The following is a 23,164-nucleotide window of genomic DNA, read 5'->3' as shown; positions in this document are numbered from 1 at the left end:
GATATTCCTTTCAGACTCCGGCCGGAACGACGCCGAGCGCGGTCAGTAGGGTGCGGCGGATGCGCTGGAATTCCGGTTGGCCCGGATCGCGCTCGGCCGGCAGTTCGATGGGTAGGTCGACGGTGAGACGCCCGGCGTCGAGCACCAGGACCCGCTGTGCGAGCGTGATCGCTTCGTCCACGTCATGGGTGACCAGCAGAACGGTCGGGGTGTGCCGCTGGATCAGGTCGCGCAGTAATTCGTGCATCTTGATGCGGGTCAGCGCGTCCAGCGCGCCGAACGGCTCATCGGCCAGCAGTAGATCGGGTGCGCCGACCAGCGCTCGGGCCAGCGCCACCCGCTGCTGTTCACCGCCGGACAACTCCGACGGCCAGGCGCGTTCCCGTCCGGCCAGCCCGACCTCCGACAGCAGGGACTTTCCGGCTTCGCGGTGGTTGCGCGGCTGCCCGTACAGCACATTGGTCAACACCCGCTGCCACGGCAACAATCGCGAATCCTGAAATACCACAGCGGTTTTCGCGGGTACGCGCAGTGACCCGGAACCTTGGACATCGTGATCGAGCCCGGCCAAGGCTCGCAGCAGTGTGCTCTTACCGGAACCGCTGCGACCGAGCAGGGCGACGAATTGGCCCGGCGGGATGGTCAGCGTGATCTCCTCCAGGATGGTCCGATCCCCGAAGGATCGGACCAGGTCCCGGGTCCGGACGCCTAGGTCGCGATCGTGCGACGCCATGACAGCACCTTGCCTTCGAGCAGACGGATACCGGCATCGGAGATCAGTCCGAATACGCCGTAGATGAGCAGGCAGAACAGGATTACATCGGCCTGTCCGTAGTTCTGGGCGCTGCTCATGAGCTTGCCCAATCCGTCTGTGGCAATTGACGGATTCGACGACGACCAGGGCCAGCCAGGAGCCGGTGACCGACAGTCGCAGCCCGAGGAAGAACCCGGGCAACGAGCCGGGGATGACCACCCTGCGGATGAAATCCCAGCGCGAAACTCCCTGCACCTCCGACAGTTCCACGAATCGCTTGTCGATGGTGGTGAGCGAGGCGTGGGTCTGCAGGTACATGGTGACGAGCACGCCGAAGGTGATCAGCATGATCTTGAACGTCTCACCGATGCCGAGCCACAGGATCATCAGCGGAATCAGGCCCAGGGTGGGGATGGCTCGCTTGACCTGCAGGGGGCCGTCGATCAGCGACTCACCCAGGCGGGAAAGGCCCGACAGTAGCGCCAGCGCCGTGCCGACGAGTACACCGACGCCGAGGCCGAAGGCCGCACGGCGCAGCGAGGCGGCGACATTCTCGCCGAGTGTGCCGTCGCGGAACAGGTCCCAGCCGGTCTCGAGCACGGTCCACGGCGCGGACAGTTTGCGTTCGTCCAGCAGACCGAAATGGATGCCCGCCGTCCATGCGGCCAGCACCAGGGCCACACCGAGCAGTCGGGCGAACGGCACCGGTTTGCGCAGTCCGAGTCGGCGCAGGCGACGTCGATCCACGAACCCCTCATCGGCCCTCGGTATCGACACCGCGGTACGCGGCAATGCGAGTGTCATCGCGACTCCTTGGTCCGGTACTGCGCGGGCACCGCCTCGTTGGCGATATGTTCGAAGCGCCGGTCGAATAACTCGGCGGCGTCGAAACTCTTACCGAAGTAACCGGAGCGGGTGACCAGATCGATGGTTTCCTGTTCCCACTCGAGCGCGTCATCCCAATTCGATGGATAGTAGGGCTTTTCGACAGTGCTCAGAATCCGCCTGCCGTCCTCGGCCGAAACCTTCTGATCCTTCACGTAATACGCGTCGAGCCATTGATCCTGATGCTCCCAGGCCCAGATATCGGCGCGCGCCCAGATTTTCACGAATTCGGTGACGGCGGCGAGTTTCGCAGCGTCCTGCAGCACCGCCGTCGGCGTCCACAGGATAGTGAGTGCGTCCACTGCGGGAGTAGCGATGGCGCGTGCGCCCTGAGCACCGTACTGGGCGAGATATTTTGTCGTCGAGGGCTCCGCGAGCGGTGCGACGTCGATTTGCTTGCCCTGCAATGCGGTCAGGAATTGCGGACTGTTCAATTCCACCAGCTTGACTTCGTTCAACCCGATGCCCGCGGCCTGCAGCGTGCGTAGCACCACCACGCCCTGCGCTTGCCCGGGTGAGAAGCCGATTCGCTTGCCACGCAGGTCGGTGAGGCTGTTGATACCCGAATTCGGCGCGGTCGCCAGCTGATACATCGGGGTGGAGCGCACCTTGACGCCGACGATCTTCGCGTCCACACCGGTGGCATGGGCGTGGATCGGCGGGATTCCCGCATTGCTCGCCACATCCAGCGCACCACCGCGAAAGGCCTGAATCACATCCGGTCCCGCGGACACCACGGGCCATTCGGAAACGGTGAACGGCAATGTATTCGACTGACCGGACGCCTCGAGGGCGACACGGGTGGTATTCACCGAAATCGATAGTTTCGCGCCCGGTGGCACACTGGTCGGCAGCTCGGCCGAAAGAGCGGTATCCCCGCCGCCGCGGGTAGCGCAGCCGCCGATGAAAAGCGCTGTCGCTACCACGAGCCCTAATCCGTATATGGCGGATCGCATCGCTCGCTCCTGATTCGTCTGTATTGGAACGCATTGATGGAATCCGAGGGACGACGACAGGCGAGGCATTCGAACCGGATCGCGTTTGCGTGATCTTCCATGTACCGACTTTGACGGAAGACATTGCGATAGGGCAACATTCGTTCGACTTAAAATAAATGCGAATCAAAGTCGGGCGTCCGACGGCGGCAACACCTCCCCCGGCACGGCGGCGGTGACCACCGCGATTGGATCGGTGAACAGCTGCTGGAGCACCACGGTGCCGGCGGCGGTCTCCAGCGCATGTCCGAGGAACGACGATCCGGTGACGACCTCCTCGGGACGCTCACACGCCGAGTATCGGCGCACCGCATCGAGATAGGTGGCGCGCACGCCCGGCACCCGAACCAAGGCCGGATCGACGATCACCACGGCGTCCGGATCCAGCAGATCGATCACGACCGCGATCACCCGCCCCAGCACCGTCGCCCGCTCCACGAACAGCGCCTGCGCCGTCTCGTCCCAGCCCGCGACCTCGATGAGATCCCGCAGACCGCGTACCGGCAACGACGCCCGCTGCGCACGCGCCACCAGCGCACGATCGGCGCAATCCGCCAGCGCCGACTCCGCGGACTCACCGGCGACCAGCCGAGTGATCGCGCCCGCGGCCGAACGCGGGCCGTAGTGCACCCGCCCGTGCACCGCGAACGCCACATCGATCACATTGCCCGCGAACAGCACCACCGTCGCCGCCGCATCGCGCGCATGTCCGAACAACTGCTCGGCGTGCACGAGGGCGCGCGTGTGACTGTCCAAGGTCACCGGAAAGCCGGTTGCATCCGAAAGATACTGTCGCACAGCGACATTTCGCCAAGGCAGGGTTCCGTGGCCGACGACCGCCCCGGCCGAGGTGTCGACCCAGCCGCCGATCGCGACCCCCAGACCGAGTATGCGTTCGGTCAATTCACCCCGCAGGCGACACACTTCGGCGGCGGCAGCGGCCAGAATCGCATCCGGATCCAGGCTGATATGCGGCACCCGATGCGAAAGCCGCACCGCCCCGGCAATATCCAGCACGGCGACCGTGGTGTGCTCGGCGGCGATATGCACCCCGATCACCACATTGCCCGCGACATCCAACATCAGCGGCGAATGCGGACGGCCCATCCCGGCCGGCCCTGCCGTCTCCGGCAGTTCGGTCAGCAAACCCGCCGTCCGCAACGCACGAACCTGCGCCGTTACCGTCGCAGGCGACAACCCCGCCAGCCGAGCGATCTCACTGCGCGGCGCCGTCCCCTGCTCGAGCACCGCACGCAAGACCGCCCCCGCACTATTACCCCCAGCCACCACCGTCATCTCGCCCTCGGTCAACCGACCCGGACATCATCAACCTGGCCACGCTTACAGCGACACCGTTGCGCTCGAGCCGATTCTGAGGACCCAAAGCCCCACTGTGTTCGGCCGTCGCTGACGTCCCGGGGGGGGCGGCGGTGCTGCTATGCGCACGCGCCGTGGCCTCGGCGCTGTCCGCTGCGGCATCCTTCGCGCACGATTTCCACGCCGGCGCGGACACCACTCCAATGGAGCCGCCACTGTCCGAACTGCCACACTGAGTGCCGCCCTCAGCACGCAATACCAAGGGCGGCAGCCGAATTCAGGCCGACACCGTGGACCGGATATTCGGCAGACCGAGGTTGTCGCGCAGCGTGGTCCCGGTGTATTCGGTGCGCAACACGCCGCGGTCCTGCAGCAGCGGCACCACCTGGTCGACGAATTCATCGATGCCCCATGGCACCAGGTGCGAGCCGAGGATGAAGCCGTCGGAGCCGTTGTGCTGGACGAAGGTATCGATCTGCTCGGCGACCTGGGCGGGAGTGCCGACCAGGGGCCCGCGCTCGAACTGATCGATCACGACCTCGCGCAGGGTGAGTTTCTTCGCCTCGGCCACCTGGCGCAGGCGCTCGACCGTGGCGAACCGGTCCTGATGCACGAAGGCACGTCCCTGGATGATCGGCGCCGCATCGGGATCCGGATCGATATCGGGCACCGGCCCCTCCGGGTCGTAGCCGGACAGGTCGCGGTTCCAGATCTGTTCCAGCAGGATCAGCGCGGTCTGTCCGGTGACCTGCTCGTTGCGCACGGCGTGGAACTTCTCGATCGCCTCGGCCTCGGTATCGCCGAGCACGAAACTCGCCGAAGGCAGGATCTTGATGTCGTCGGCCGCCCGTCCCGCCGCGACCGCGCGCGCCTTGATATCGCGGTAGAAGTCCGCGGCCTCCGGCAGCTTGCCGTACGGGGAGAAGATGGCATCGGCATTGGCGGCCGCGAAGGCGCGGCCCTGCGGTGAGACACCCGCCTGCAGGATCACCGGCCGACCCTGCGGGCTGCGCGGCACGGTGAACCGCCCGGAGATATCGAATTGGTTGCCCTGGAAGGCGAATGCCCCGGCATCCGGTCGGGCCAGGAATCGGCCGGACTCTTTGTCGGCGACGATATCGGCGGCGTTCCACGAATCCCACAGGGCACGAACGGCATTCAGCGTCTCCTCGGCCCGCACATAGCGGTCCGCCGGATCGAGGAAGCCGCCGCGGCGGAAGTTCTGGCCGGTGAAGGCGTCGAAGGAGGTCACCACATTCCAGGCGGCGCGACCGCCGGACAGGTGGTCCAGGCTCGCGAGCTGGCGGGCCAACTCGTAGGGCTCGTTGAAGGTTGCGTTGATCGTGCCCGCGAGCCCCAGATGTTCGGTGACCGCGGCGATCGAGGCGAGCACGGTGAAGGTATCGGGGCGGCCGATGATGTCCTGATCGAAGATCTTGCCCGCGCGTTCGCGCAGGATAAGGCCTTCGGCGAGGAAGAAGAAGTCGAATTTGCCGCGTTCGGCGGTGCGCGCGGTGTGTTCGAAACTGCTGAAATCGATCTGGCTGCCCGCCTCGGGATGCCACCAGGCGGTGTGGTGGTTGACGCCGCCGAGGTAGGCGCCCAGGATGACCTGCTTACGTGGAGTACTCATGCTGACCTCGCTCAGGCAGTCGCGTAACGGTTGGGAACGTCGGTGGGCAAGCCGAGCAGCGCGCGCAGCGAACCATCCGGATAGCCGGTGCGGAATACACCGCGGCGTTGCAGGGCGGGAACGAGCCGGTCGGCGATGGCGGCCAGATCATCGACCGCGACGCCCGGCCGCAACCGGAAGCCGTCGATCCCCTGCTCGCTCCATTCGGCGAGCAGTTCGGCGAGTTCCTCGGCGCTGCCCGCGAAAACCCCGGCATCCGAGACGAATTCGGCACCGCCGAGCTCGTTCAACCGCGCCAGTCGCCGCGGACCGGTCGCTTCGTCGGTATCGAGGAATACGACGATATCGGCATAGACCCGTAGCGATTCGCCCGCGCGATCCACTCGCGCCGCGGCAGCCGCGACCTGCTCCAGAATCGCGCCGGGACCGGCCTCGCGACTCGGCGTGACGAAGGCCAGATCCGCTGAGCGAGCGGCGAATTCGTAGATCAGCGGACCATGCGCCAGCGCCGCGACCACCGGCTGTCCCTGGGGCGGACGCGGTGTGATGGACGGCCCACGGACACTGAAGAAGCGGCCCTCGAAATCGATGTAGTGCAGTTTGTCGCGATCGATGAAGCGGCGGGCGGCCACATCGCGGATCTCCGCATCGTCCTCCCAGCTGTCCCACAGCCGCCGCGCCACCTCGACCGCATCGGCGGCTTCGGCGAACAGATCGTGCACCTGGCTCGGAAAGACGCCCGACGCAACAGCTTCCGCGATATCTGCGGCGGTGAGTTCGCGCACTTCGCGACGGCCGAAGTGCGCGGCCTCCTCGGCGCTGCTGGATACTCGCACCTGCCAGCCCGCCCGGCCGCGCGAGGTGTAGTCGAGGGTGGCGATCGACTTGGAGACGTGGAACGGTTCGGTATGGGTGACCGTCACGGTCGGAATGAGCCCGATGTGCCGGGTGACCGGCGCGACCCGCGCGGCGATCAGATTGGCATCGATCCTTGCCCGGACCCGGTCGACGGCGTCATCGGACGGCTCGTGGGGCGCGGCCGGAATCCGCAAGGTGTCCTCGATGCTGACGAAATCGAGCAGGCCGCGCTCCGCGGTGGCGACCAGATCCGTCCAGTAGCCGGGACTGAACAGTTCGGCGGGTCGGGAATTCGGCTCCCGCCACGCGGCCGGATGCCAGCCCGCTCCATCGAGCGCGACGCCGAGATGTAGTTGTTTCGGTGCCATCGTCTCCCGTTCCTGTGCATGCGCGAATGTCATGTGCTGCAACGCGCGCAATCACTGATGCGTCGGGCGGTACACGACTTCGACCGAACGCTGTGCTGCCGGATCTGACTCCTCGTCGACCTCATATGGCGTGGCCAGGTGATATTCGTGGCGGGACCGACCTAGTGGTGTCAACGATTGAGATCAGCTCGAGCGCGGGGAAATACGCCGCGAACGAACGAAATCGACGGCAGCCACCGGATAGAAATTCCGCTGAGCACAACCGGTGCCGACACTCGTGCGCCTCGCTAACGTTCTCCGGTCGGACCCTGTTGCGGAGGAGTGTGCGATGACCACCGAGTCGACCATCGACGTCGATACCCCACTGCACCCGCTCGACGATCCGGTGCGGGCATCGCTGCGCGGCGAGCACCGCCGCTTCGCCGGCTGGGTGGGCCGCATCGGCCGCTACGACCCGGACGTCGCCAGGTTCATCGGCCATCCACCCGTACTGGACGAACAGGACTGGGCCGATCTGGCCACCCTGCTCGGACCGGGTGGCAGCACCGCACTGCGCGGCTACGGCCATGTGCCGCCGGAGGGCTGGACCGTCCTGAACGAATTCGGTTCGGTGCAAATGGACGGCACCGCGCTACGCGTTGCCCACGATCCGGAGCTCGAGGTACTCACCGCCGCCGATGTGCCGGAGATTCTGGAGCTGATCGCCCGCACCGAACCCGGCCCGTATGCGCCTCGGACCATCGAAATGGGCACCTACCTAGGGATTCGGGTGGACGGCAGGCTGGTCGCGATGGCGGGTGAGCGCCTGCACCCGCCGGGCTGGACCGAGATCAGCGCGGTGTGCACCGATGCCGAATTCCGCGGCCGCGGCTTCGCCTCCCGGCTGACCCGTGCGGTCGGCGCGAGGATCCGGGCGCGCGGCGAGACACCGTTCCTGCACGCCGTCGCGCACAACGCGACGGCGATCAGTTTGTACGAGACGTTGGGATTCACCCTGCGCAAGCGTTCGTTGTTGACGATCGTGCAGGCACCATCGTCCACCGGCTCCGCATCGACGCCGAACTAGCCGCCGAAATCAGTCCGTGCAGTCAGCGCTCGGGTAGCGGAGGAAGTTCCAGGTTTTCGCGGAAAGTGCCACCGACATAGTCGTTTCCGACGATTCCCCGGCGGCGCAATTCGGGCAGCAGTCCATTGGTGACAAAGTCCCGAGTTCGGGAATCGGCCAGACCACCCAACGAAATGACGTCGAGAACCCCTGCGCGATAACGCTCTTCGATAGCATCGGCCAATCGTTCCGGCGTGCCGGCAGCCGCCCAGTGCCCGGTATCCTTCGCAGCGACGATCAGCTCACGCAGCGTGCGACCCGATGCCGCCAGCTTGGTGAAGATCTCCACCCGCCCGCGACGGCGGTTCACCGAATTGAGCTCGGGCAGTATCGTTTCCGGTAGAGGCCGATCCAGCGGCAGTTCCGAGAGATCGATACCGCCGCCGAACATATCCGCCAATTGGATTCGGCCCGCCTCGAAGTCGGTCGCTTCGGCCGCCTCGCGGACCAACCGGCTCGCCTCCTCCTCCGTCGCCCCATAAGTCGCATGGAACGAACTCATGATCAGCGGTAGGCATTGTGCGCGACCGAGTTCCGCCGCGCGGGCGCGAATCGTCTTGGTATATGTCACCGCATCTTCGAGCGTCGGCAGCGAGGTGAAGACCACCTCGGCGAACCGTGCGCCGAGCTCGATACCGCCCGCCGATTGACCGGCCTGGAATTGGACCGGGCGACGCTGGGGCAACGGCGGGATATTGAGCGGCCCCCGCACCGTGAAGTATTGCCCCGCATACTCGATCGGGCGCACCTTGGTCGCGTCGAGGACCGCCCCGCCGTTTCCGTCGGGGGTCAGCGCCCCCGGTTCCCAGCTGTCGAACAGCGCGTTGACGACCTCGAGTGATTCGGTCGCTCGCGCATACCGCTCCTCCGGGCTCGGCAGATCCTGATCGCCGTAGTTCTCCTCACCCACCGAGGACGTGACGACATTCCAGGCGGCGCGGCCATTGCTCACATGGTCGAGCGTTCCGAACAGCCGGGCGAGATTGTACGGGTGGTGGAAGGTGCTGGTCACGGTGGCGATCAAGCCGACGTGCGAGGTCACCGCACTCAATGCGGACAGGAAGATCAGCGGCTCCTGCGCGCCGATCGCACCCTGCGCGCCGAAGCTCAGCAGGTCGGCGGCGAACAGTGCGTCGAACTTATTGGCCTCGGCGATCTTCGCAATCTCGATCGAGGACGCGACCGTCGATTCGTGCGGATCGATCGCGGCCGCATAGACACTCACCGCGCCGCTGACTCCGGTAACTGTTTTCAACGCCCGACGTCGTGCAGAGCTCATTTGCTCGAGACAACCGTATCCCGCTCCCGCAGAACAGGTTTGCGATCAGCTCGAATGGAATCGGTCAGAGTTCGGGAAGATCAGGCAGTGGCGCGCCGACTATCTGTCGCGCCTCCTCGCGCGGCACCCCCAGCGCGCACAGCACCAGTTCGGCCGCACCGGCGCCGGCATCGCGCCAGGCCTGATGCCCTTCGAGCACCATCCACATCGCGCTGACCACCGCACCCGTGACCATCGCGGCCACGCTCAGCGCCATACCCGGTGAGACGGTGTAGCGGTCGCTCTCGATGCCCTTCTCGATATCGCGCATCGGCGGACCGCCGAGCACCTCGCGCAGGGATTCGTCGGTCATGCCGAACCGGACCAGGAAGCGTCCCATCGCTGGATTCTCGTGGGCCCGGCGCACCAGCAGGCGGATCCCGGTGGCCATCCGGAGCGGCGGATCGATGTCACAGTGGGCGTCCATGACCCGAGCGTTCGCATCGTGGATATCGAATGCGAGTTGCGCCCGCACCCGATCGAAGAGCTGCTCGATGGATTCGACATTGCGATACAGCGTGCCGCGGGCGACGCCCGCCTCAGTGGCCAGCTCGCTGATCGTCAGATCCGCGCTGCCCCGCGCAGCGAACAGCCGCATCGCAGCCGCATTGATCCGCTTCTCGGTCGCATTCACCCGGCATCTCCTTCCTGGAGTTCCACACCAAGCTACGAGCACGTTTCGAATGAGTCAATAGCGATCCAAACAGATCATTGTTGACACAAATTGAACAGAAGTGTTCAATGTGGTGCGTGGCACATCGGAGTGGCTGGAGAGATCCGGAAAGGACGGCGCGATGACCCCCGCCGAAACAACCTCAGTACTGGTGGTCGGCGCCGGTCCGGTAGGTCTGACGCTCGCGCTCGAACTGGATCGCCACGGTGTCGACACCGTCGTCGTGGAACGCAATGCCACCAGCACCCGGCATCCGAAAATGGACATCACCAATGGCCGCAGCATGGAGTTGTACCGGCGGTTGGGTGTCGCCGACGAACTGCGCAAGGTCGCGATTCCGGACGACTCCAGGACCAGGGTCACCTGGGTCACCAATGCGGTCGGCTGGGAGCTGGCGCGCTTCGAATATGCCAGCGTCGCCGAACAATTCCGGCTCATCCGCGAGCGCAATGACGGCAGCCTCCCGCTGGAACCCGCCATGCGCGTATCCCAGGTGATCCTCGAACCCGCGCTGCGCGAACAGCTCGACACCCGAGTCAACGCACACATCCACTACGGCTGGGCACTGAACAGTTTCACCGAGGACGCCGACGGTGTCACCGCGCGTCTGGTATCCGGGGAGACCGGGCAATCGCGCACCGTCCGCGCGCAATATCTCGTGGGCTGCGACGGCGCAGGCAGCCGCACCCGGAGGCAACTCGGTATCGGACTCGACGAGATCGATCTCCGCAAACTCCTCGTCAAAGAGCTCGGCCCGGGACGAACCATCAAGAGCTCGATCCGCGCATTCCGCGCCACCGGACAGCGCCCCATGGACGGCCGGTTCTACCTCGTGCACTTCACGACCACCGATACCGAGATCCGCACCCGCTTCGGCACCGTCTGGCACCTCCAGTCCCCCGAAGGCTGGACCATCATCTCGCAGAACGACCGCGACACCTTCACCCTGCAGGCGCCCCTCGGCATCGGCACCGACGCCGACAAGATCGACCCGCGCGAGTTCGTCTTCGAACGATTCGGCCGACGCTTCGACATCGAAATCCTGGTCGCCAATTTCTGGACCCCACGCCTGACCGTCGCCGATTCCTTCGGACGCGGACGGGTCTGGCTCGCCGGCGATGCCGTCCACCAAGTCGTGCCCACCGGGGGCTACGGCATGAATACCGGAGTCGGCGACGCGGTAGGACTCGGCTGGGTCCTCGCCGCACAGCTGCACGGCTGGGGTGGCCCCGGCCTGCTCACGGCCTACGAGCACGAGCGACGCGCCGTAGCGCTGCGCAACCGCGCGGCCTCGGCCAGGCACAGCGCGGTCCGGGGCGCCATCATGACCAGCGACTGGACCAACATGCACAGCGAACGCTGGTTCGGCGAACGCACCCGGCGCGAACTCGGCCGCGAGATCAGCGACCTGGGCAACCTGGAGAACGAAGCCCTCGGCATCGAACTCGACTACCGCTACGAAGACTCCCCCATCGTCTGCCGGGATCCCGAGGGGCACGCGCCGCCGCAGCGGATGGACGAATACGTACCGAGCACTTGGCCCGGCACCAGACCACCGAGTGTGTACCTCGCGGACGACCGCGCGATCTTCGACCTGCTGGGCCACGGCTTCACCCTGCTGCGCTTCGCCGAACACGATGTCACCGGACTCGTGGACGCCGCAGCTGCGCGCGGCGTTTCCCCTCGACGTGGTCGATATCCGCGACGACCACGCCCGTGCGCTCTACGAGCGCGACCTCGTGCTGATCAGGCCCGACCAACACGTCGCGTGGCGCGGCAACGCCGCCCCGACCGACCCGCTTCCCATCGTCGACCGCATCCGCGGCGCGCACGCCTGACTTTCAGAACCGGCTGTCGATCAATTTCGTTTCCGCGATGGCGAATACGGTGTCGCTGATCTTGCCGAGCAAGGCCAGCAGCACGATGGCCAGCAGCATGATGTCGGTGCGGCCGCTGTTCTGGCTGTCGATCAGCAGGAATCCGAGTCCCTTCGACGAGGCGATCAGCTCGGCCGCTACCAGGAACAGCCAGCCGTTCGCCAGGCCGAGGCGCAGACCGTTGACGACCGCCGGTGCCACCGCGGGCAATTGGATCGAGAACAACAGCGCGGCCCGGCGAAGTCCATACGCCCGGCCGAGTTCGGTCAGGTGCGGATCGACCTGTGCCAGAGCCGAAGCCGTCGTCGTACAGATCGGGAAGAACGCACCGATGGCCACCAGCACGATCTTCGGCTCCTCGCCGATGCCGAGCCACAACAGCAGCAGCGGTACCCACGCCAGCGACGGCACCGTGCGAAACAATCCGACGGTCGGCGCCAGCAGCACGCGGGCGATATCGAACAGTCCGACCACCGCGCCGAGCACCAGTGCGATGAGTGCCCCACTGGCGAATCCGAGCAGTACCCGCTGGATGCTGATCGCCAGATGGCTCCACAGTTCGTCGCGCTGTAGCAATTCCCGCAGTGCGGCAAGCACATCCGCGGGCGGCGCGAGCTGACTCGACGAATACAGTCCGGCCGAGGTCACCCCTTGCCACAGCAATAGCAGCAGCACGGGCACGACCAGTCCGAGCGCCACTCGGTCCCAACGAATCCGGCGCACAGCACGCGGCGGCGCGGTCGGGGTCACCGTCACCGAAGGGCCTGCTGTGCGAATTTCGGCTCGAAGAGTGCGCCGAGTGCGGTCTCGGCGGCTTCCTTCGATCGCACGTCACCGTCGGCCACGATAATCGGCACGATCGGGGTGAGCACCGCACGCTGGGCCTCGCCCGGCACCGGATCGACCTTCAGCACGGTGCGCTCGAGCGTCTCCTTGGCGACATCGAGGGAGGTCTTCGACTCCGTCGCCAGCAGCTGCGCGAGTTCGTTCGGATGATCCAGCGCCCAAACCCTCGCCTGCTCGTAGGCATTGACCACGGCCTGGACCCGATCAGGATGCTGTGCGATGAAATCCGCGCGGGCATTGAGTACGCCGTAGGTCTGGAAGTTGGCGTTGCGGTACAGCAATCGCGAACCCTGCTCCTGACGGGTCTGCGCCATATAGGGATCCAAACCCGCCCATGCGTCGACATCACCGCGTTCGAGTGCGGTCTTGCCGTCGGCGTGCTGCAGGTTGGTCACTTCCACATCCTTGGCGGTGAGACCGGCCGTCTGAAGTGCTTGCAGCAGTGTGAAATAAGCGTCGGTGCCCTTCGTCGCCGCGATCTTCTTCCCCTTCAGCTCGGCCACCGAGGTGATGGGCGAATCCTTCGCGACGACCAGTGCGGTCCACTCCGGCTTGCTGTAGACCGAAATGCTTTGCAGCGGTGTGCCATTGGCCTTCGCCTGCAGCGCGGCCGAACCTGCGGTCGAATTCACATCGATCGCATTGGCGCGCAGGCTTTCATTGGCCTTATTGCTGCCCGCGGAGAACACCCAGGTCACCTTGGCACCGGACTTCTCCAGCAGATGCTGGTCCCGGATGACCAGGCTCAGCGGGTTGTAGTAGGCGTAGTCCAGCCGCACCTCATCCGCCCCGGCCGCGCCGGACTTTTCGCCCTCCGCGCAACCCGAAAGCAGCGTCACCACAGTCGCCGCGACTGCTGCCAGGACGATGATCGGTCGTCGCATCAGAGTGTCTCCTTGACGGGGGCGCGGCGTGCAACGCCGAGTCGTTCGAGTAGGTCGAGCCGCAGTGCGGCCAACTGTGGGTCGGTATCGTCACGAGGCCGATCGGCGGATACCTCCAGCGCCGCGCCGATTGTGAAACCCGTTTCACCACTGATGGTTTCGAGTACGACAACACGGTCGGCCAGGCGCAACGCCTCGTCCACATCATGGGTGACGAGTACAACCGTGATGCCCGCGGCGCGCTGCACCTCGTCGAGCAGGTCCTGCATTCGCAGCCTGGTCAGCGCATCCAGCGCCGCGAACGGCTCGTCGAGCAGCAGCACACCCGGATGCCGAACCAGCGCACGGGCCAATGCCGTTCGCTGCGCCATCCCCCCGGACACCTGTCGCGGCCGATGTCCCTCGAATCCGGCCAGGCCGACGATCTCGAGCCCGCGCCGCACCTCGGCCTCGCCTTCGGCCCGCGAGATGGTCGGTGGCAGACCCAATGCGACGTTGCCCGCGAGGTTGCGCCACGGCAGCAACCGCGGCTCCTGGAAAACCACCGCGCAGCGCGGGTCGATGCCGCGCATCGGCCGACCGTCCAGCACGACCTCGCCCTCGGTCGGCTCGTCCAACCCGGCGATGACCCGCAGCAGTGTCGATTTCCCACTGCCGGACGGACCGACCAGCGCGATCACCTCACCCGGCGCGATCTGCAAGTCGATATCGCGCAGGACGGTATGGGCGCCGAAACTGCGGCCGAGGCCGCGCAATGCGACCCCGGCGGCACGACTGGCAGTGGGTGACACGTCGACTACTGCGCGGCAGTGAATCCGGTGCGGAGATCGGCGAGGATATCGTCGATCCCCTCGATGCCGACCGCGAGACGGACCAGGCCCGGGGTGACACCGGCCGCCAATTGCTCTTCCGGAGTCAGCTGGGAATGGGTGGTCGAGGCCGGATGGATTACCAGCGAACGCACATCGCCGATATTGGCGACGTGGCTGTGCAGCGTGAGCGCCTCGACGAAACGCTTACCCGCATCGACCCCACCGGCCAATTCGAAGCCGATCACCGCGCCGACGCCCTTGGGCGCGAGGGTGCGCCCGCGTTCGTACCACGGGGAGGACTGCAGCCCGGCGTAGGACACCGAGGTCACCTCCGGACGGGCCGCGAGGAAGTCCGCCACTGCCTTGGCATTCTGCACATGCCGTTCGATCCGCAGACTCAGCGTCTCCAGACCCTGGCTGATCAGGAAGGCATTGAACGGCGAGACGGCCGAGCCGAGATCGCGCAGCAGTTGCACCCTGGCCTTGAGGGCATAGGCGGGAGCACCGAGATCGGCGTACACCACACCGTGGTAGCTCGGGTCCGGCGTGGTGAAGCCAGGAAAGCGGCCGCCGGTCCAATCGAAGGTGCCGCCGTCGACGATCACGCCCGCGATGGCCGCACCGTGGCCGCCCAGATACTTTGTCGCCGAATGCACCACGATATCGGCGCCGTGGGCGAGCGGCTGGATCAGATACGGCGTCGCGACGGTGTTGTCGAGGATCAGCGGAACGCCTGCGGCATGGGCGATTTCAGCGATGCCGGGAATGTCGAAGATGTGGTTCTGCGGGTTGGAGATCGTTTCGCCGTACAGCGCCTTGGTATTCGGCCGGATCGCCGCGCGCCACTGGTCCAGATCATCTGGATCGTCGACGAAGCTGACCTCGATGCCCAGTTTGGGCAGCGAGTAGCGAAACAGGTTATAGGTGCCGCCGTACAGCCGCGGGCTGGACACGATGTGATCGCCCGCACCGGCGATATTGAGGATCGCGAAGGTCTCCGCGGCCTGTCCGGAGGCCAGCAGCAGCGCCGCGACACCGCCCTCCAACGCCGCGATGCGCTGCTCCACGGCATCCTGGGTCGGGTTCATGATGCGGGTGTAGATATTGCCCGGCTCGGCGAGACCGAACAGCGCCGCAGCGTGCGCGGTATCCCGGAAGGTGTAGGAGGTGGTCTGGTAGATCGGCAGGGCGCGGGCATTGGTCGTGCCGTCCGGCGCCTGTCCGACATGGATCTGCTTGGTCTCGAAGCTCCAGTCGGCGCTCGGGTCGGCCTGGGTCTGGTCGCTGGTGGTCACATCAACGGACACTAGGAAGCACCCGGCACGGCGTCGAGAGTTACATTCAGCCGGAACCGAATCCGGGCCCGATCAGCACCGGAAACCAGGTTCGCAATCGACTCTGATCCTTTTATCAGATACGATTCCGATAACGGAATCGAGGGAAAGAGGACACGGTGACGGGTGTGGTGGGCAACCGCATCGACAGGCGGCGCGAGCGGACGCGCAATGCGCTGATCGGGGCGGCGCGGAAGTTCCTGTCGGAGGGACGATCCGCGGTCAGCATCCAGGAGATCACCGATGCCGCCGATGTCGGATTCGGCTCGTTCTACAACCATTTCCAGTCCAAGGAGCAGTTGTTCGACGAGGCCGTGCGGTCGGTACTGCAGATCTACAGCGAGATGCGCGACGAGATCGTCGCCATGTACGACGATCCGGCCGAGGTATTCGCGGTGAGCTTCCGGATGACCGGGCGGTTGCAGCGCCAGATCCCGGAGGGCGTGCGGGTGATCCTGAATTCCGGTACATCGGTGCTGCTGCGCGACGAGGGCCTGGGCCCGCGGGCACGCCGCGACATCACGGCCGCCCAGGAGGCGGGCCGGTTCGAGCCGATGGACCCGGATATGGCGCTGATGGCCGCGGGCGGGGCGCTGCTGGGACTGCTGCAACTATTGGACGCCCGGCCCGAGGCCGACGCCGGGGCGCTCACCGACGAGATGACCCTGCATGTGCTGCGGATGTTCGGTATGAACAAGCGCTCGGCGCAGAAACTGGTATCCAGCGAATTACCGCCGCAGCCCCAGCTGTGATCAGCCGTTGACCGCTGCGGCCAGTCGCGGCAGTTGCCGCAGTGGATTGTGGTGTTCGACCTCCATGCGCTGATCGGCATCGAAGATCTCGCTGAGTCCGGGCGCGGGATCGTGCGAACCGCTCTGCGGGAGCGTGAGCGCGCTGAAGGGCCAATCGGAACCGAAGACGATATGGTCACGGTTTGTCACGGCGAGTGTGCCGGCCATGGCGGCGGCCGAACCACTGAGCGCGGTGTCGTAGTAGAACCGCGAGATCTGGTTCTTCATATCCAGCACCGACGGTTTCGGCAGATCCTGCGGCCACAGCTCGCCGAGCACCGTCTGCGAGGCGACGCTGACACGGTGGGACAAGAACGGCAGCACACCACCCGCGTGGGCGAGTTGGAAGCGAATGTTGGGATAGCGCTGGGTCATTCCGGTGACCATCATCATGGTCGCCGCGCGCGTGGTGTCGAAGGTGAACTCCTCCAGGAAGTCCGGCAGCGGCAGCTTCGGCTTCGCGGTCTCGGGAATGGCGGCCGGATGCACGAAGACGTAGGCATTGCGCTGGTTCAACGCGATCATCAGCGGTTCGAAGCGCGGATCACCCAGGTAGACACCGTCATAGGCCGACAGCAGGATCACACCGTCGAGGTGCAGTTCATCCAGTGCGTAGATCGCCTCGGTGATCGAGGCCGCGATATCGGGCATCGGCAACACGGCGAACGCGCCGAACCGCGTGGGATTGGATCGGAACAGCCCGGCGGCATAGGTATTGCAGTAGCGGGCCATATCGCTGGCTTCTTTACCAGCCAGGAACGACACCCCCGGATCCGATACCGACAGCGCTTGGGCTTGGATGCCGTAATAGTCCATGAAGGCCACCGCCGCCTCCGGCGACCACTGCGGTGTCGGATAGCCGCCGATGGTGAGGTGACCGTGCTCCAGCAGGGCGGCATGGTAATCCGGCGGCAGGAAGTGCGCGTGCAGGTCGATGCGGTAGGTGCCCGACGGCGGGGGCTGCTGGGCACGGGCCGGGGCCGCCTGGGCATTCGGCATCGACGCCACCGCAGCCGCACCGAACGTGCCGGCAACAACGCTACCGAGTGCGCGTCGACGACTGACCGCCCGCGGGGCCTCGGCACGAGGATCGTTCACAGAACTTCGCCTTTCATGTTCATGCCAGCAGTCCCTCGTCATCTCGCCACAGCGGTCAGATCGAGTGCGATATCGACGATCATGTCTTCCTGCCCACCGACCAGACCGCGGCGTCCAGCCTCGGTCAACAGCGTCCGCACGTCGATTCCATATGTGGCGGAGGCCTTTTCGGCGTGGCGCAGGAAGCTCGAGTACACACCCGCGTAGCCGAGGGTCAGCGTTTCCCGGTCCACCTGCACCGGTCGCTCCATCAGCGGTCGGATCAGATCGTCGGCGGCATCGGTGAGCCGGTTCAGGTCCGCACCGTGCTTCCAGCCTTGCAGGTCGGCGACCGCGACGAATGCCTCGAGCGGCGTATTGCCCGCACCCGCGCCGAGCCCGGCCAGCGAGGCGTCCACGCGCGTCACGCCTTCCTCGACGGCGACAACACTATTGGCGACCGACAGCGACAAATTCTGATGCGCGTGGATGCCGATCTCGGTGTCCGCGTCCAGCACGGCCCGGTAGGCGCGCACACGTTTGCGGACACCGCCCATGGTGAGCCGTCCACCGGAGTCGGTGACGTAAACACAGTGTGCGCCATAGGCTTCCATGAGCTTGGCCTGTGCGGCGAGCCCGGCGGGGGTGTTCATATGGCTCATCATCAGGAAGCCGGAGACGTCCATGCCGATTTCGCGGGCGAAGGCGATGTGCTGAGCGGCGATATCGGCCTCGGTGCAGTGCGTGGCCACCCGCACCGAGCGCACGCCGAGGTCGTAGGCGCGACGCAGATCGTCGATGGTGCCGATGCCGGGGAGCAGCAACGTGGTCAGCCGAGCGTGGCGCAATGCGCCCGCGGCGGCTTCGATCCACTCCCAATCGGTGTGGCTGCCCGGCCCGTAGGTGAGGCTGCCGCCGTGCAGACCGTCGCCGTGCGCGACCTCCACCGCGTCGACGCCCGCGGCATCGAGCGCCGCGGCAACTGCGGCAACGTTTTTCGGGGTGATTCGGTGGCGCAGCGCATGCATGCCGTCGCGCAGCGTCACGTCCTGCAAGAATACTTCTGTCATTACACACTCTCCCGGATTGGCACCGAAACGGGTGCTGCGGCAAGGCGTTCGGCGACGCGCAACGCGGCCGAGGTCATGATGTCGAGATTTCCGGCGTAGGACGGCAGGTAGTGCGCCGCGCCTTCGACTTCGAGGAATACCGAGACCTGATGGGTGACAACGGTATCGCCGACAAGAGTCTCCGACTGCGTGGCCGGAGTGATCTGGATGTCCTGCTTGAGCCGGTAGCCGGGCACATAGGCGGCGACCTCGGCGATCATCGACTCGATCGATTCCCGCACGGCCGCATGGGTTTCCGGACTCGGATCGCTGATCAGCGCGAGTACGGTGTCGCGCATGATCAGCGGCGGCTCGGCCGGATTGAGGATGATGATCGCCCGGCCGCGGGTAGCGCCGCCGACCACTTCGATCGCCTGCGCGGTCGTCTCGGTGAATTCGTCGATATTGGCGCGGGTGCCGGGTCCAGCGGATTTCGATGCGATCGAGGCGACGATCTCGGCGTAGGGCACCTCGGTGACCCGGGAGATCGCCGCGACGATCGGGATGGTGGCCTGGCCGCCACAGGTCACCATATTCACGTTGGGGGCGGCGAGGTGCTGGTCCAGGTTGACCGCAGGCACGACAAAGGGGCCGATCGCGGCCGGGGTCAGGTCGATCAGGCGTTTCCCGTGCGGCTCCAGCGCGGCGGCATTGGCGCGGTGCGCGCCGGCGGAGGTGGCGTCGAAAACGATGTCGATCTCGTCGAAATGCGGCATGGCGATGAGTCCGTCGACACCGCTCGCGGTGGTCGGTACGCCGAGCCGGTCGGCACGGGCCAGTCCGTCGGAGTCCGGGTCGATGCCGACCATAGCGGCCACCTCGAGGGTTTCCGATAGCCGTAGCACCTTGAACATCAGGTCGGTGCCGATATTGCCCGAGCCGATGACGGCAACTTTGGTGCGGCTCATATTTCCTCCAGCATGAAGTCGACGGAACCGAGTGTCTGTGTGCCACTGAATAATTCGGACCGGACCCGGGCACCCGGATGCAACGGGGCCATCGGGCCGAGCGCACCGGACAGGACGATCTCGCCGGCGCGCAGTGGGTCGCCGAAGTCACGGGCGATGCGGGCCAGCCAGACCAGTGCGTTGAGCGGATCGCCGAGGCACGCGGAACCTGTTCCGGTGGAGACGATTTCACCGTCGATCGCCATATTCATCGCGATCTCACGCGGTTCGAACTCGGCCAGTGACAGCCGCTCGGTGCCGAGAACGAACCAGCCGCTGGACGCGTTGTCGGCGACGGTATCGGCGAAGCTGATATCCCAGTCGGCGATGCGGCTGTCGACGATCTCCAATGCGGCGACCGCGTAGTCCACCGCCCCGCGGACGCTGATCGCGTCCAACTGCTCGTCATCGAGGTCGGCGCACAGGACAAAGGCGAGTTCGGCCTCGATCTTCGGTTGCAGTAGCGGCGGCCGTTGTGCCGCAGGCGTCTCGGTGACATTCATATCGTCGAACAGCACGCCGAAGTCGGGCTGATCCACCCCGAGCTGCTGCTGGACCGCCGGAGAGGTGAGTCCGATCTTGCGTCCGACGAGCTCGGCACCGGCGGCCACCCGGTGCTGGACACCGATGCGCTGCACCGCATATGCCAGTTCGACATCGTCGGGGCCGATGAGGTCCCGGACCGGCGCGATCGGCGCTCCGGTCGTCGTGGCGCCGGCCAGACGTTCGGCCGCGGCACGCACTGCCGGGGAATCGGTCACAGGGCCGCCCGTCGCCCGGCCACCACCCCTCATCGAATCGCTTCGCGATGCTGTCGTGTTCATCGAGCCTCCTCGAGGTGGCGGGTCGGGACCGAATCCGATTGCGGCGGTGCCGGAAGCGACCCGGTGAGCTGTCGGAAGAGTTCGGCGATCAAGGACGCGCCGCGCCCGGCACCGGCGGTGCCGAAGACGAACTTGTCCGGCCGCAGCAGCACCACGCCGCCGGTCCGGACGCTCGCCTTGGCGAACCAGCAAGTCAAAGCGCCGGTGTGGTCTTCGATATCGGCATAGTCGTCGCCGGCGGCGCGGCCGTCACCGGGTACCCCCTGTGGTCGCCCGCCGAGCGGATACACGGTGACGAAACGAGCGCCCAAGACCCGCAACCTCGCCAGGTCGTCGGCACCGAGCACGGCGCGCGGGTCGACCCCATTACCGACCACCGCGAACCCGAGGCCGAGCACATCGTCGAGCCGCCGATGCCGTCCGTCGTAGGTTCGTACATCCGGTTGTGGGGCGATCGTGCCCTCGACTCCACGCAGCCCGCGCCGAGGTAGGCCCAGGTAGGCGCCGCGACGGAAGCGCGGTGCCGGTTTCATCTTCGCGGCGCGAATCCAGCCACCCAGCCCGGGCACTCGTAGCGCGGTGGTGAGTGCGATATCCCGGGCCGCCGCGACCAGTTTGTTGTCGAAGGAGACGATGTTCTTGTTCAGGACCGAGAAATCGATCATCGCCTTGGCGTGCGGCCGCCGCTCGGACTCGTAGCTGTCCAGAATCCGCAGGTCCGCACCCTGTTCGAGGATTGCGGTGAGCTTCCACGACAGGTTGTCCGCATCGCGCACCCCGGAGTTCATGCCCTGCCCGACGAACTGCGGCGTCATATGCGCGGCGTCACCGGCGATGAGGATCCGCCCATCCCGCCACCGGTCGGCGACCACGGCGTTGAAGGTGTAGACCAGCTTGCGCAACACCTCGACCTCATCCGGATCGACATAGCGAGCAATGTGGCGACGGACGTTGTCCGGATCTTCCATCTCCTCTTTGGTCTGCGATTCGGTCAGCATGAACTCGAAGCGGTGATGCCCACCCGGTTGTGGGCAGGACACGACCGGCATTGCCGGATCGCAGACGAAGTTGAAATACGGCAGATGCCGGAATGCGTCGATACCGTCCTTGGCCTTCAGGTCCACCACGAGCCAACGCTCGGGAAAGCTGGTCCCGCTCATATCAATACCGAGCTCGGTGCGAACCACACTGCGGCCGCCGTCGCAGCCGACCAGGAATTTCGCGCGCACTCGCTCGGCGGTCCTCGGATTGGTATCCGGTGCGCGGTTGCCGTATCCGGTGCCCCGGCACTCGCCATGTTCGACGCTCACCCCGGATTCGTCCTGGTCGAAATCGACGACCTCACGTCCGCGGCGGACGGTGACATGCGGATAACGCCCGAGCGCACTTTCGAGGGTGTTCTCCAGGTAGGGCTGGTACAGGAAATTGACCACCGGCCACCCCAGCGGACGGTCTGTCTGATGGAATTGCACCAGCACCCGGCCATCCGCGCGCACCCACTGCACGGTGGAGTCCACATTCATATCGGTCGCGAGTTCGTCTGCCGCACCGGCGGTTTGGAAGATGCGCATACCTTCGTCGTCGGTGTAGACCGCCCGCGCGAGTCCGTAGTACTCCGGTTCCCGTTCCAGGACGAGCACGCGCACGCCGCGCCGCCCCAACAGGTTGGCCAGCGTCAGGCCGGTCGGGCCGAGGCCGACGACCACCACGTCGTAGTCGGTGGTACTCATCGTGAATGTCCTCCTGCCAGTTGCGGAACGGTGATCTCCGGTGTTGTCGAGGTCCGCAGCGCCTGGCGGAACTGGGCGAATTTGTCCAGCACCGTCTCCCCGACGGTGGTGTGACCCCAAACGCTGATGCCCTGGTAAGTCGTCGGCTCCCAGGTGGATTCGAGTTCCGGTCCGATCACGACCGGGTTCCAGCCGACCTCCAGTTCGAAGCCGGACGGGGTCACGCAGTAGAAGGACAATTCGCGGTCATTGGTGTGCTGACCGACCGACCACGCCATGCGGAAGCCGAGCTCGGTGACCCGCCCGAATGCGGCGAGCATATCGTCGAGCGTCGCAGACTGAATATTGATGTGCTGCACCCGAGTTCGAATCGGATCGATCTTCACACCGCGAATATTGGCGATGGCGATCGAATGGTGGCGCTCGTTGACCCGCAGGAATCGGATCTTCATCTTCAACCCGGAGACGTTCTCATCGATGTAGTCGCTCAGCCGGGAGTCGAAAACCGTTTGGTAGTAACCGCGCATCGCTTCCGGTTCACGCGAAACGATCGCGACATGCCCCATTCCGGCCTCCCCCGTCACCCATCCGGAGCTGAGCATGCACAGTGGTTCGGGTGTGGTGATCGGGGCCGTAAAGATCTCCTGCGCAATACCTTTCGGGCCCGGAAAGCGCCACAGTCGCTCGACCCCACGCAGCGCGGCTTCTTCCGAGGTGCCCTCGACGACCGGGACACCGCGATCGGTAACCCGGGCGATGATGCGGTCGAAGGTCTCGTGGTCGTCGATGTGCCAGCCCAGTGCGGTGACATCCTCGGCCGGCCCACGCTCGATGAGGAATCGGCACGTGTGCTCGTCCAGCCGCATGCGCAGCGCATTGCGATCGACCTCGTCCACGTGCATGCCGATCGCCTCGGCACCGAAGCGACGCCAGTCCGGCAGCCGATCCGATTGCACCGCAACGTATCCCATGTGCACTGAGCCGAACACCGAGGCATCGGCATCGGGGCGCAGAAAACCGTTCATCG

The 23,164-nt window shown here is 65.7% G+C and carries 20 protein-coding genes and 2 pseudogenes; 4 read left to right on the top strand and 18 right to left on the bottom strand.

Features of this window, described 5'->3' with window-relative positions:
* Window positions 1-10: 10 nt before the first annotated feature.
* From ON44_RS09785 to ON44_RS09765, 6 genes and pseudogenes are all read right to left on the bottom strand, one after another.
* Window positions 11-733 carry an ABC transporter ATP-binding protein gene (locus ON44_RS09785; RefSeq protein WP_040688274.1) on the bottom strand — a complete coding sequence of 241 codons (723 nt, stop codon included), beginning with the start codon at window positions 731-733 and terminating at the stop codon, window positions 11-13.
* Between the two features lie 204 nt (window positions 734-937).
* Window positions 938-1,558: pseudogene (locus ON44_RS48090) on the bottom strand (ABC transporter permease); the annotation flags it as partial.
* Window positions 1,555-2,595, bottom strand: a complete 1,041-nt coding sequence (locus tag ON44_RS09780) for an ABC transporter substrate-binding protein (protein WP_040688191.1) — start codon at window positions 2,593-2,595, stop codon at window positions 1,555-1,557. The gene ON44_RS09780 and the pseudogene ON44_RS48090, both read right to left, overlap by 4 nt.
* Before the next feature lie 165 nt (window positions 2,596-2,760).
* On the bottom strand, window positions 2,761-3,930 hold the full coding sequence (locus ON44_RS09775; protein ID WP_051181823.1) for an ROK family transcriptional regulator: 1,170 nt from the start codon (window positions 3,928-3,930) through the stop codon (window positions 2,761-2,763).
* 298 nt (window positions 3,931-4,228) lie between these two features.
* Window positions 4,229-5,584, bottom strand: coding sequence for an NtaA/DmoA family FMN-dependent monooxygenase (locus ON44_RS09770; RefSeq protein WP_040688189.1), 1,356 nt, complete (start codon window positions 5,582-5,584; stop codon window positions 4,229-4,231).
* An 11-nt stretch (window positions 5,585-5,595) separates the two neighbouring features.
* Complete coding sequence (locus ON44_RS09765; protein ID WP_245567085.1) at window positions 5,596-6,843, bottom strand: LLM class flavin-dependent oxidoreductase; 1,248 nt, start codon at window positions 6,841-6,843, stop codon at window positions 5,596-5,598.
* Between the two features lie 295 nt (window positions 6,844-7,138).
* On the opposite strand from ON44_RS09765, the gene ON44_RS09760 reads away from it, so the two are divergent.
* Window positions 7,139-7,876 (top strand): GNAT family N-acetyltransferase, encoded by a 738-nt coding sequence (locus ON44_RS09760; protein WP_040688187.1) that lies wholly within the window; start codon window positions 7,139-7,141, stop codon window positions 7,874-7,876.
* Window positions 7,877-7,898: 22 nt separating this feature from the next.
* Here ON44_RS09760 and ON44_RS09755 read toward each other — a convergent pair whose 3' ends face one another.
* On the bottom strand, window positions 7,899-9,194 hold the full coding sequence (locus ON44_RS09755) for an NtaA/DmoA family FMN-dependent monooxygenase (protein WP_040688186.1): 1,296 nt from the start codon (window positions 9,192-9,194) through the stop codon (window positions 7,899-7,901).
* 64 nt (window positions 9,195-9,258) lie between these two features.
* The gene (locus ON44_RS09750) at window positions 9,259-9,867 is read right to left on the bottom strand and encodes a TetR/AcrR family transcriptional regulator (RefSeq protein ID WP_040688184.1); all 609 of its coding nucleotides are present in this window, start codon (window positions 9,865-9,867) and stop codon (window positions 9,259-9,261) included.
* Window positions 9,868-10,027: 160 nt separating this feature from the next.
* Between ON44_RS09750 and ON44_RS09745 the strand changes: the two are divergent.
* Together ON44_RS09745 and ON44_RS53955 are read left to right on the top strand one after the other, a co-directional pair.
* Window positions 10,028-11,572: pseudogene (locus ON44_RS09745) on the top strand (FAD-dependent monooxygenase); the annotation flags it as partial.
* Window positions 11,466-11,744 (top strand): aromatic-ring hydroxylase C-terminal domain-containing protein, encoded by a 279-nt coding sequence (locus ON44_RS53955; protein ID WP_373283141.1) that lies wholly within the window; start codon window positions 11,466-11,468, stop codon window positions 11,742-11,744. The pseudogene ON44_RS09745 and the gene ON44_RS53955, both read left to right, overlap by 107 nt.
* 3 nt (window positions 11,745-11,747) lie before the next feature.
* Here the strand turns inward: ON44_RS53955 and ON44_RS09740 are convergent, their stop codons facing one another.
* The 4 genes from ON44_RS09740 to ON44_RS09725 form a co-directional block, all read right to left on the bottom strand.
* On the bottom strand, window positions 11,748-12,446 hold the full coding sequence (locus ON44_RS09740) for an ABC transporter permease (protein WP_040688268.1): 699 nt from the start codon (window positions 12,444-12,446) through the stop codon (window positions 11,748-11,750).
* 89 nt (window positions 12,447-12,535) lie between these two features.
* Window positions 12,536-13,513 (bottom strand): aliphatic sulfonate ABC transporter substrate-binding protein, encoded by a 978-nt coding sequence (locus tag ON44_RS09735; RefSeq protein ID WP_040688183.1) that lies wholly within the window; start codon window positions 13,511-13,513, stop codon window positions 12,536-12,538.
* Window positions 13,513-14,304: an ABC transporter ATP-binding protein gene (locus tag ON44_RS09730; RefSeq protein ID WP_040688182.1), complete on the bottom strand. Its 792-nt coding sequence runs from the start codon at window positions 14,302-14,304 to the stop codon at window positions 13,513-13,515. The genes ON44_RS09735 and ON44_RS09730 overlap by 1 nt, the downstream gene beginning before the upstream one ends.
* Window positions 14,305-14,309: 5 nt before the next feature.
* A complete protein-coding gene (locus ON44_RS09725) occupies window positions 14,310-15,620 on the bottom strand; it encodes a bifunctional o-acetylhomoserine/o-acetylserine sulfhydrylase (protein ID WP_051181822.1) in 1,311 nt (436 codons plus the stop codon).
* A gap of 158 nt (window positions 15,621-15,778) precedes the next feature.
* Between ON44_RS09725 and ON44_RS09720 the strand changes: the two genes are divergently transcribed.
* Window positions 15,779-16,411: a TetR/AcrR family transcriptional regulator gene (locus ON44_RS09720; RefSeq protein WP_040688181.1), complete on the top strand. Its 633-nt coding sequence runs from the start codon at window positions 15,779-15,781 to the stop codon at window positions 16,409-16,411.
* Here the strand turns inward: ON44_RS09720 and ON44_RS09715 are convergent, their stop codons facing one another.
* From ON44_RS09715 to ON44_RS09690, 6 genes are read right to left on the bottom strand one after another with little or no spacing between them, the layout of a single operon-like run.
* A complete protein-coding gene (locus ON44_RS09715; protein WP_051181821.1) occupies window positions 16,412-17,548 on the bottom strand; it encodes an amidohydrolase family protein in 1,137 nt (378 codons plus the stop codon).
* Between the two features lie 38 nt (window positions 17,549-17,586).
* Window positions 17,587-18,597 (bottom strand): 4-hydroxy-2-oxovalerate aldolase, encoded by a 1,011-nt coding sequence (gene dmpG / locus ON44_RS09710; RefSeq protein ID WP_040688180.1) that lies wholly within the window; start codon window positions 18,595-18,597, stop codon window positions 17,587-17,589.
* Window positions 18,597-19,544 (bottom strand): acetaldehyde dehydrogenase (acetylating), encoded by a 948-nt coding sequence (locus ON44_RS09705; RefSeq protein WP_040688178.1) that lies wholly within the window; start codon window positions 19,542-19,544, stop codon window positions 18,597-18,599. Before ON44_RS09705 ends, dmpG begins: the two co-directional genes overlap by 1 nt.
* The gene (locus ON44_RS09700; RefSeq protein ID WP_051181832.1) at window positions 19,541-20,377 is read right to left on the bottom strand and encodes a 2-keto-4-pentenoate hydratase; all 837 of its coding nucleotides are present in this window, start codon (window positions 20,375-20,377) and stop codon (window positions 19,541-19,543) included. The genes ON44_RS09705 and ON44_RS09700 overlap by 4 nt, the downstream gene beginning before the upstream one ends.
* Window positions 20,378-20,403: 26 nt before the next feature.
* On the bottom strand, window positions 20,404-22,137 hold the full coding sequence (gene mhpA, locus ON44_RS09695) for a bifunctional 3-(3-hydroxy-phenyl)propionate/3-hydroxycinnamic acid hydroxylase MhpA (protein ID WP_040688175.1): 1,734 nt from the start codon (window positions 22,135-22,137) through the stop codon (window positions 20,404-20,406).
* Window positions 22,134-23,162 carry a VOC family protein gene (locus tag ON44_RS09690; protein WP_040688174.1) on the bottom strand — a complete coding sequence of 343 codons (1,029 nt, stop codon included), beginning with the start codon at window positions 23,160-23,162 and terminating at the stop codon, window positions 22,134-22,136. Before ON44_RS09690 ends, mhpA begins: the two co-directional genes overlap by 4 nt.
* Window positions 23,163-23,164: the final 2 nt, after the last annotated feature.

The sequence above is a fragment of the Nocardia vinacea NBRC 16497 genome, from assembly GCF_000308835.1.
Taxonomy (GTDB): Bacteria; Actinomycetota; Actinomycetes; order Mycobacteriales; family Mycobacteriaceae; genus Nocardia; species Nocardia vinacea.
The sequence above is the reverse complement of the archived record's forward strand: the minus strand, read 5'-3'. Positions and strand labels throughout refer to the sequence as shown.